Genomic DNA, 9,384 nt, shown 5'->3' with positions numbered 1-9,384 from the left:
GCGTATGTCAGTCAAATCGCGTTGACCTTATCGCGGGCAAGCCCGGCTCCCACATAAAAACCGCATTTATGGGAGCGGCCGCAGCCGGAGCTTAACTCACCACTGCGCCCGCGGGTCAAACGCTGCCTTGTCAGCCAGTTTTTTCCACAGTTCCTGAGTCGCCTCATCGCTGGATCTGGGCATTACCACTTTGATCTGCGCCAGCAGGTCGCCACGTTGCCCTTGTTTGTTCAGCAAACCGTTGCCCTTGATGCGCAGTCGCTGACCATTCTGGCTGTCGGGACGGACAGTAAGGTTGATCTTGCCCGTCAGGGTCGGCACAGCGACTTTCGCACCCAGCACAGCTTCCCATGGGGCCACGGGCACGGTGATGATCAGGTCGTGGCCTTCAACCTCGAACTTCGGATGCGGTGCGAGGCGAATGATCAGGTACAGATCACCGCTCTCACCGCCTGCAACGCCCGGCGCGCCCTGCCCCTTGAGGCGAATACGCTCGCCGTCGGTGACCCCGGCAGGGATTTTCACATTCAGTGTCTTGGTGGCATCAGCCACACGCTGGCCCGCTGCATTGTGCTGCGGCACTTTGAAGCTGACCTGCTTGGATTCGGCCGACAGCGTCTCCTCCAGGAAGATTGCCAGTTCCATTTCGACGTCTTGCCCCTTGCGACCAGGGTTGCGCGAGCGGCCGCCCTGCTGCTGTGCCCGGCCACCAAAGATCGAGCTGAAAAAGTCTGAGAAGTCACCGTTATCGGCACCGCCAAACCCGCCCGCACCGGCACGACTCTGCCAGCCTGGCGGGGCCTGGAAGGGTCGGCCCTGCTGACCGTATTTGCGGATATCGTCGTATTCGGCGCGCTTTTCAGGGCTGCTCAGCACCTCGTAGGCTTCGCTCGCTTCTTTGAATTTATCTTCTGCGCCAGCCTCTTTGCTGACGTCAGGGTGATACTTGCGGGCCAACTTGCGGTAAGCGACCTTGATCGCCTTCTCATCCGCAGTCGGATCCACCGCAAGAATCTTGTAATAGTCTTTGAAGTCCATCTAATGCGTTTCCCCGGTTATGCCGTGCTGCGCTGATACAGCGGCACAGCATCCTCTATTTTGAGGTATCTGAATCTAATACGTTGAGATGTATCGGCCGCCGAACCCGTCAGCTTGATGCTTGAAACGTTCGACGGCCTGGTGTGCCGACAATTCCCAGAAGATTGGGGGTCGTGTCGGCCAGTTCAAGTCAGGCCAACAAATACAGTTATCTACATTTAACCGATGTTTCGCCCTACGCATCCGTCGTGCACTGACATACACTGCGCGGCCGTTTTTTGACTGGAACGTAAAAGACATGAATGACCAATCCCCGGCCCGTGCCTGCGGCATCGACTTTGGCACGTCCAATTCCACCGTCGGCTGGCTGCGCCCCGGCATGGAATCGCTGATTGCGCTGGAGGACGACAAGATTACCCTGCCTTCGGTGGTGTTCTTCAATATGGAAGAACGCCGCCCGGTCTATGGCCGTCTGGCGCTGCATGAATACCTGGAAGGCTACGAAGGTCGGCTGATGCGCTCGCTGAAGAGCCTGCTGGGCTCCAAGCTGATCAAGCACGACACCAGCGTGCTGGGCACGGCCATGCCGTTCAAGGATCTGCTGGCGCTGTTCATCGGCGAACTGAAGAAACGCGCCGAAGCCAACGCCGGTCGTGAATTCGAAGAAGTGGTGCTGGGTCGCCCGGTGCATTTCGTCGATGACGACATTACCGCTGATCAGGAAGCCGAAGACACCCTGGCCGAAGTTGCACGCAAGATCGGTTTCAAGGAAGTGTCGTTCCAGTACGAGCCGATTGCCGCAGCGTTCGACTATGAATCCACGATTACCAAAGAAGAGCTGGTACTGATTGTCGACATCGGCGGTGGTACTTCGGACTTCTCTCTGGTGCGTCTGTCACCTGATCGCCGCTTCTACGATGACCGCCACGAAGACATCCTCGCGACAGGCGGTGTGCACATCGGCGGTACGGACTTCGACAAGCAACTGAGCATTCAAGGTGTCATGCCGCTGTTCGGCTACGGCAGCCGGATGAAAAGCCAGGCGTACATGCCGACCAGCCATCACATGAATCTGGCGACGTGGCACACCATCAACTCGGTCTACTCGCAGAAGTCTCAGCTCGCCCTGGGTAGCATGCGCTATGACATCGAGGACACTCAGGGCATCGACCGCCTGTTCAAACTGATTGAACAGCGCGCCGGTCACTGGCTGGCCATGGAAGTCGAAGAAACCAAGATCCAGCTGACTCACAGCGAAAGCCGTCATTTGCCGATGGACCGTATCGAACCGGGTCTGAGCGTGGATCTGAGTCGGGCGATGTTCGAAGCCGCCATTGATTCGCAACTTGAACGCGTGCGTAACAGCGTGACCGAATTGCTGCTCAAGGCGGGTGCGGGGGTTGATCAGGTCAACACGGTGTTCTTTACCGGTGGTTCGAGCGGCATCCCGGCCCTGCGCAACAGCGTCTCGGCCATGCTGCCCAACGCGCGCCATGTTGAGGGGAATATCTTCGGCAGCATTGGTAGCGGGTTGGCGATCGAGGCCAAGAAGCGCTACGGCTGAAGGGCAGCTGCAAGCCTCAAGCTATAAGGTAAAAGCAGGCCGTGCGCCTCTTGAAGCTTACAGCTTGAAGCTTGCAGCTGCTCTCTTACACCAACGCTTCCCGCTGCAACTCGCTCTTCAGGTACGCGTAGTAAATCGGCCCTGCCACAACACCCGGCAGGCCGAATGCGGCTTCGAATATCAGCATCGCCAGCAGCAACTCCCACGACTTGGCATTGATTTGCCCGCCGACGATCCTCGCGTTCAGAAAATACTCGACCTTGTGGATCACGATCAGGTAACCCAACGCCGCCAAGGCGACCCAGATCGATATCGACATGCCGACGATGAAGATCAACGTATTGGACATCAGGTTACCCACCACCGGCAGCAGGCCGAGCAGGAAGGTCATGATGATCAGGGTTTTGGTCAGCGGCAGATGAATTCCGCACAGCGGCAGGACGATAACCAGGAACACCGATGTGAACGCGGTGTTCAGCAGGGAGATTTTGATCTGGGCAAAAACGATGTTACGGAACGCCTTGCTCAACAGACTCAGACGATCAAACAGGGCTGCCGCCAGAGGCTTGCGGGTATGCACATCCGATATCCGCTGCAAGGCGATGATCGCCCCCAGCACCATGCCGATCAGCATGGTGACGAACATGTGCGCCGCCCCTTTGCCAATCAACTGCAGCTCACCCACGTGTTTCTGTATCCACTCGCCCAGCGATATCCGGAACTCGGCGGCACTGGCGGGCAAGTAACTGTCGACGAAAGGTGGTAACTGACCGCGGGCACGATCCACCAGGATCATGAACTTATCGAGGGATGCGCCAGGATTCTCAGCTTCATGAAGAACAAAGCTGAAAGCCCCCGCAAAAATCAGCGCCAATACACTGACCACCAAAGTGCCCAGCAGCGCTACAGCAAGCCAGCGCGCCCGTTCCCCGGCAATCAACCTCTGCAGCTTGGGCGTCAGCATGTTGACCAGTTCATAAACCAGCAAACCCGCCAACAGGCTAGGCAGCAGTTTGAACGGCAGAACCATCAACAGACCGCCAAATATCAGTATCCAGCTGGCCAACAAGACTTGTCGCGAGGAAAACGTTGGCATATAGCCTCAAGACGAACGGCGCAAAGAGGCAGGCAGTCTGCCAGCGTTCTGAGCTAAGGACCAGTGATCAGACGAGCCCAACGGAAACGACTTACACACTGATGTAGGACTGACCTGCATCAGACACCGGAATTAAAGGTTTCGGGGCACTCAATGCCGTGACATAGGGCGCCGAAACCGGCTCTGAAAAATTATTTCTTCTTGAGACAATCGCTCATGAAGGTCTTGCGGGCATCGCCCTTGAGCGCCTGAGTGGTCGCAGTCGCATTACAGGTTTTCATCTTGTCCTGCTGGGTTTGAGCTGGCGAAGCCTTCAAGCACGTGCTCATGAACGCCTTGCGCTCATCGCCCTTGAGTGACTGGGCAGAAGCATCGGCATTACAACTTGTCATTTTGTTCTGTTGTGCGGTGGCGGCATAACCCTGGGTGCACAGCAACAGACCCACCAGCAATAACGGGACGCGCAGCATTCTCATTGTTCTTCTCTCCGCAGTGGCCATGCTGACCTGCGTGGCCTGCTTCGAGTGTAGCCAAAGAACCTGCTGCGCGATCCTGCCTGCTCTACCCTGTGATGCGCGTATCTACGTCGATATGGACCTGCAGATCCTCTTCTTCGACGCTGTGAATCGACACATCAGTAATGCCCGACGCGTGCGGCGTTGTCAGATCGACAGCAGTCGAGTGGTGAAGATCGTCGTCCAGCGCGACGTGATGCTTCTGCGCCAGCTCATGAACCACCTCGATGATGGGCACATCCAGATCCTCGATCACATCCACATGATGCTCACCCGCCAGGGTGTACTCGATTTCATAGTGTTCTTTATCGCTCATTGCATCACTCCAATACCGGCCCGCTCGGGCGGCAAACTACGAACAACGACTCAAAACAACTAAAGGCCCGCAGCCTTGAGGCGTGCGGCGTGCTCAACAAACAGCTTCACAGGGTCGGCACCTTTGCCCACCAGCCCAAAGGTCTGGTTGACGATGTCGAAGTGATCGAGAGGGTAGTCATCACCGATGACGGTTCCGAGGTGAGAACTGAATTTCCCGACCATGCCATCACATTGACCGCGCTCTTTTGTGAACGTGCGAGCGAATATTCGACAGGTCACATTAGTGCCATCCAGACGATTACGACCGCTGTCACTCAGCCCTGGCTGCAAGGTGCCGGACCATGAGTAATAACGCACGCCGTTAACCAACTCCTCCCCCTGTCCGCCCCAGGTAGCCGGTAGTCCCTGAGGGTATTGGCGGTTGAATAAAGCCACACCTGCGCTGGTCAGGGACTTGTGCGATGCCGTGACATCTGTCGGCAGCCGTGTGCCGCGATAGCCGGTGTCCAGCATCGCCATGACCCACACCATGGCGCGCAACAGTGTGTTGAGCAGCCAGCCGCGCAGGGTTCGCTCGGGAAAATTGCGCTCGAGGAAATCGGCCAGTTCGGATCCGTGATTAGGCCCGGCGACCGAGGTGACCGACGCGACCAGATCCGGGCGCTTTGCAGCCACATACCGGATGGTCAGCGCGCCCTGGCTGTGGCCGATCAGATTGACCTTTCCGGCACCGGTCTTTGCCAGCATTTCGACGATCAGGGCGATCAATTGCTCGCCGCGCACTTCCGAGGAGTTGACCGCCGATACCATCACCGGCGTTACGGTAGCGCCCCCACGGCGTAGTGCCCGAACGATGCCGTACCAATACGGATAGATCACCAGCCGCACAAAGCCCAGTAAACCGGGGACCAGCACCAGCGGGTAACGAGTCGCTTGTTCCAGACTCATGACGAAGCCTCCTTGCGAGCGATCAACCGGCAATGACTGAACCATAGCGGTAATTGACTCAAACGCAGGCGCAGCAAGGCTTAACTGCCCGACAATCCGCTGCGTGGTAATCGATAGTGCTCAAAGGCCATCAAATAATCGAACTCTCGCGCACCTCCACAGCTCCAAGCTGCAACGGGCCAACAATGGCTCAGTCATTGGAGTGGTTGTCATGATCAAGAAGAGCCTCGCAGCAGCATTCGTTATCGCCGCAGTCAGCGGTTGCGCCAACACCACTGTGCAAAACCCGGTGGACTACGTGACCTATCGCAATGAACCTCTGGTCAAGCAAGTCGAAGACGGCATGACCGAGCAACAAGTGCTGACCATCGGCGGCACGCCGTCGACTCGCGTACAGCGCAAGGTTCACCCGGGTGTTTGCAATAACTATGTGATGAACAAAGACGGCCACGAACAGGTTTACCACGTCAGCTTCAACGCCAACGGTCGCGTGGATAACAAGGGTTTCATGACCTGCGAGCAACGCGAAGCCAACGAACGCGCCATGTAATACGCTCGTTGAGACGCAAAAAAGCCCGATGCATGCATCGGGCTTTTTATTGGGCGGCGGTTTTGTCAGTGCAGCCTTACGAGCTTAGAAAACCAGCTTGAACAGGGCGATGACCACAATCAGGCCGATCAGGAAGATGATGCCGATGGTGCTGCCAAGGAACTTGAGCATTGTGTATCTCCATATATTTTCGTCTCAAGGTTGGGACCGCAGCGTGCAGTAGTCGTTTCCTAATATTTCTTTCATCAACCGGTGGCACAAAAGAATAAAACTTTTGCCGACGCGGACCACTCACACCTATTACCGATCATGCCGGGCGCCCGTCACCGCAGTAGAAGACTGGCGCATCAAGAGCGAGACGGATACCGGATTAGCTTTGGAGATAAACCATGAATCAAGCCCAGCAATTGTCAGATGTGAGCACGCTGCGCGAGCGCGCGCGTCATAACGTGGAAAACGGTGCGGTCACCGAAGGCTACAGCGCCGATCGTGAAACGGTACTGCGTCTGCTGAACGAATCACTGGCGACCGAGCTGGTCTGCGTGCTGCGCTACAAGCGCCACTACTATATGGCGACCGGCCTGAAAGCGAGCGTGGCAGCCGCCGAGTTCCTTGAGCATGCGCAACAGGAAGCCGAACACGCAGATCTACTGGCCGAGCGCATCGTGCAACTGGGTGGCGAGCCGGAATTCAACCCTGACCTGTTGTCGAAGAACTCCCACGCTCAGTACGTGGCAGGCACCACCCTGAAAGAAATGGTCTATGAAGACCTGGTGGCTGAGCGTATTGCCATCGACAGTTACAGCGAGATCATCAAGTACATCGGCGAAGATGATCCGACCACTCGCCGTATCTTCGAGACCATTCTGGCTCAGGAAGAAGAACACGCTGATGACATGGCGGACATCCTCAACGATCTGTAACGGGTGAGTGGTGATGTAAAAGCCAGGACACGGTCCTGGCTTTTTTGTGTCTGCCAACGCGAGCTGTAGGACTGGCCGAGATCCTGTGGGACCGAATTCATTCGGAAAAGCAGTATTTCTGACGACTCATTTTTAGTGGCTGTACCGGTCTCTTCCCGGCTAAAACCGGTCCCACTGAATTGCGTTAACCCTGTAGGAGCCGAGCTTGCTCGCGATGAACGATGACGCGGTACGGCTATAAACCGCGTCGCCAATATCGCGAGCAAGCTCGGTTCCTACAGAGAGTGTGGCGCTCCAGTTCTATTGCACCGTCTTCGGCGCTTTGCCCGACCGCATTTGCTCCAGCAACGGTGCGCACTGGTTGGGCTCTTCACCGCTGCTCGGCGCAACAAGAGCCAGCAAACCTGCGGCCGGTCCGATTGCGGCCCCCAGCAATACCATCCCCGCTCCGCGCAACAGCAACGGCCCGGACTGCACGCCCGCATTCGGTTTGGCGAACGGCCCGCGTACATAAAGAGGGGAGCGCAACGAGAATACGCGGAAGCCTTTTGACTCGGGCTTGACGCTCAAATCCAGTTGCTCGGTTTTGAAGTTGGCCGTGCCGTCAATAAAGATGATCGCGTTCTCGGTATCGAACACAAACAGACGAGGGGTCGCCAGACCGTCCTTGATGCCCACATCAGACGCCGCGCAATTGATCTTCACGTCCTGATCGCCGAACAACTTGCCCACCACATAATTGCCCACGTTGAGTCCGGCGATCTCCATCAGGCTGCGGCTGATGGCCCCATCGTTAACCAGCATCTTCAAGTCGCCATTGGCCGTACCCAGCAGCGCAGCAACTGAATTACCCTTGCCGCTGATGTCTGCGTCGCCAGCCAACTCACCAAAACTGGTTTTCATCGGTTCAAACGTGGGGAACAGTTGCTTGAGCTTGAGGTTGCGCGCCGAAAGCTTTGCCCGGCCCTGTAAAGGCGTACTGCGGCCATCCAGTCGAATGTCAGCATCCAGTTTGCCGCCAGCCACGCCGAAGCGCAGCGGCTGCAAGCTCAACTGGCCGTCATTGAGCACCACATGGGTGTACAGGTCGGAGAACGGAAGGTCGGGGCTTTGCACAATGCGCTTGCCGGTGAACTCGACATCGGCGTCCATGGCTCGCCAGCGATCAGTCTGGAACTCCTCAACGGGCAGGACTTTGCCAGACGGTTGCTTGCTGTCGCCTCCGCGTTTTTTCTGCGCAGCGTTGGAGTCGGCCCCAATCAATGGAGCCAGATCCGTAAACAGCAACTGATTGGAGATTAGCGTCCCGGTCAACTTCGGCCGAGGCTGACTGGCGACAAAGCCCAGGTCGCCATGAATATCGCTGTTGCCAATCTTGCCGTTGAAGCCTTCATAGCGAAAGTTGGCGCCTGCCGGATCATGAATTTTGGCGATAAGCCGACCATCGGTGGAATAAGCCGGTGAGTCTGGAAGCGTCACGCCGGTCAACGGATAAAGGTTACCCAGACTGCTACCCGACAACTTGAGTCGTAGGTCCAGCGCACCGAGGTTCTGCGGATCCGTCACTGTGCCCGCAACCGCTGCATGGGTATCCCCGACGTGAGCATCAAACTGTACCGGAAACGGCTGGGATGCGTCCTTAAGCGCCAACAGCCCACCGAGCTTGCCGCTGCCGTTAAGCTTCTGGCCTTTGTACTGCCCCTTGAAACTCACGCCAAACGCATAGTCCTGCGGCCTTACGCCTTTTTCTTCGGCTTTCTTCGCGTCGCCGCTGCCGACAATGTCGCCGAAAGGAATGGGTTTACCCAGCGGATCAATCACCAGGTCCACCTGAGTATTCAGGGTCTGATCGTTGAAGCTCACCAGTCCTTTGTCAAATTTGATAGCGCCGATATCCAGCACCCAGTTCGAAGGTTTGGCGTCAGGGTCAGATTTCGGCAAATCAAACACCCAGTTGGCGCGGCCGTCTGCAAGACGTTCAAGCTTTGCGTCAGGTCCAGTCAGGTCAATGCGCGGGATCACGACGTGCTGCACGATCAACGGCAAGGGTGAAAGGCGAAACTCAACGCGCTTGAGCGTGACCATTTGCGGCGTTTTCGACCATTCCGGATTGCCCAGGCTCAGGTCTTCAGCAACAAAACGCGGCCATGGAACCCAGGCACGCCAACCGCCCTCTTCCGGTTCGCGGCCCCAAATCACGGCCAGATTGCCGTTGATTGCAAAGGGCCGGTGCAGCGCTTCACTGACTTTTTCGTTGAGCGTTGGCTTGATGCGGTTCCAGTCAAACGTGGCGATCACAATGACCAATACGGCCAGCACCAAAAACAGAATGGCACCGGTCCAGGCAAAGATTTTACGGCTGCGCGTCATTGCATGACTCTCCAGATAACAACAGGTCGGCCCTGGCCTGTTGCAGTCGACTTTGAAGTTCG

10 protein-coding genes are annotated in these 9,384 nt (G+C 56.9%); 3 read left to right on the top strand and 7 right to left on the bottom strand.

The window, feature by feature from the left end; genetic code table 11:
- Window positions 1-96: 96 nt before the first annotated feature.
- On the bottom strand, window positions 97-1,038 hold the full coding sequence (gene cbpA / locus ACYASS_RS21800; RefSeq protein ID WP_463587637.1) for a curved DNA-binding protein: 942 nt from the start codon (window positions 1,036-1,038) through the stop codon (window positions 97-99).
- Between the two features lie 298 nt (window positions 1,039-1,336).
- Here cbpA and ACYASS_RS21795 point away from each other — a divergent pair, with 298 nt between their 5' ends.
- Window positions 1,337-2,602, top strand: a complete 1,266-nt coding sequence (locus ACYASS_RS21795) for an Hsp70 family protein (RefSeq protein ID WP_243245197.1) — start codon at window positions 1,337-1,339, stop codon at window positions 2,600-2,602.
- Window positions 2,603-2,687: 85 nt separating this feature from the next.
- Here ACYASS_RS21795 and ACYASS_RS21790 read toward each other — a convergent pair whose 3' ends face one another.
- The 4 genes from ACYASS_RS21790 to ACYASS_RS21775 form a co-directional block, all read right to left on the bottom strand.
- Window positions 2,688-3,698 (bottom strand): AI-2E family transporter, encoded by a 1,011-nt coding sequence (locus tag ACYASS_RS21790; RefSeq protein WP_463587636.1) that lies wholly within the window; start codon window positions 3,696-3,698, stop codon window positions 2,688-2,690.
- 191 nt (window positions 3,699-3,889) lie between these two features.
- Window positions 3,890-4,174: a PsiF family protein gene (locus ACYASS_RS21785; RefSeq protein ID WP_463587635.1), complete on the bottom strand. Its 285-nt coding sequence runs from the start codon at window positions 4,172-4,174 to the stop codon at window positions 3,890-3,892.
- 85 nt (window positions 4,175-4,259) lie between these two features.
- Window positions 4,260-4,529 carry a hypothetical protein gene (locus tag ACYASS_RS21780; RefSeq protein WP_243245203.1) on the bottom strand — a complete coding sequence of 90 codons (270 nt, stop codon included), beginning with the start codon at window positions 4,527-4,529 and terminating at the stop codon, window positions 4,260-4,262.
- Between the two features lie 59 nt (window positions 4,530-4,588).
- Complete coding sequence (locus ACYASS_RS21775; RefSeq protein WP_463587634.1) at window positions 4,589-5,479, bottom strand: esterase/lipase family protein; 891 nt, start codon at window positions 5,477-5,479, stop codon at window positions 4,589-4,591.
- A gap of 211 nt (window positions 5,480-5,690) precedes the next feature.
- Here ACYASS_RS21775 and osmE point away from each other — a divergent pair, with 211 nt between their 5' ends.
- Window positions 5,691-6,029 (top strand): osmotically-inducible lipoprotein OsmE, encoded by a 339-nt coding sequence (gene osmE / locus ACYASS_RS21770; protein ID WP_027902910.1) that lies wholly within the window; start codon window positions 5,691-5,693, stop codon window positions 6,027-6,029.
- Window positions 6,030-6,113: 84 nt separating this feature from the next.
- On the opposite strand, the gene ACYASS_RS21765 is transcribed toward osmE, so the two are convergent.
- Window positions 6,114-6,200: a small membrane protein YohP gene (locus ACYASS_RS21765; protein ID WP_441343355.1), complete on the bottom strand. Its 87-nt coding sequence runs from the start codon at window positions 6,198-6,200 to the stop codon at window positions 6,114-6,116.
- Window positions 6,201-6,418: 218 nt separating this feature from the next.
- Here ACYASS_RS21765 and ACYASS_RS21760 point away from each other — a divergent pair, with 218 nt between their 5' ends.
- Window positions 6,419-6,952, top strand: coding sequence for a ferritin-like domain-containing protein (locus tag ACYASS_RS21760; RefSeq protein ID WP_122663111.1), 534 nt, complete (start codon window positions 6,419-6,421; stop codon window positions 6,950-6,952).
- A gap of 300 nt (window positions 6,953-7,252) precedes the next feature.
- Here the strand turns inward: ACYASS_RS21760 and ACYASS_RS21755 are convergent, their stop codons facing one another.
- Window positions 7,253-9,322, bottom strand: coding sequence for an AsmA family protein (locus ACYASS_RS21755; RefSeq protein WP_463587633.1), 2,070 nt, complete (start codon window positions 9,320-9,322; stop codon window positions 7,253-7,255).
- Window positions 9,323-9,384 lie beyond the last annotated feature (62 nt).

It is taken from the genome of Pseudomonas sp. HP_14 (assembly GCF_055283875.1).
The sequence above is the reverse complement of the archived record's forward strand: the minus strand, read 5'-3'. Positions and strand labels throughout refer to the sequence as shown.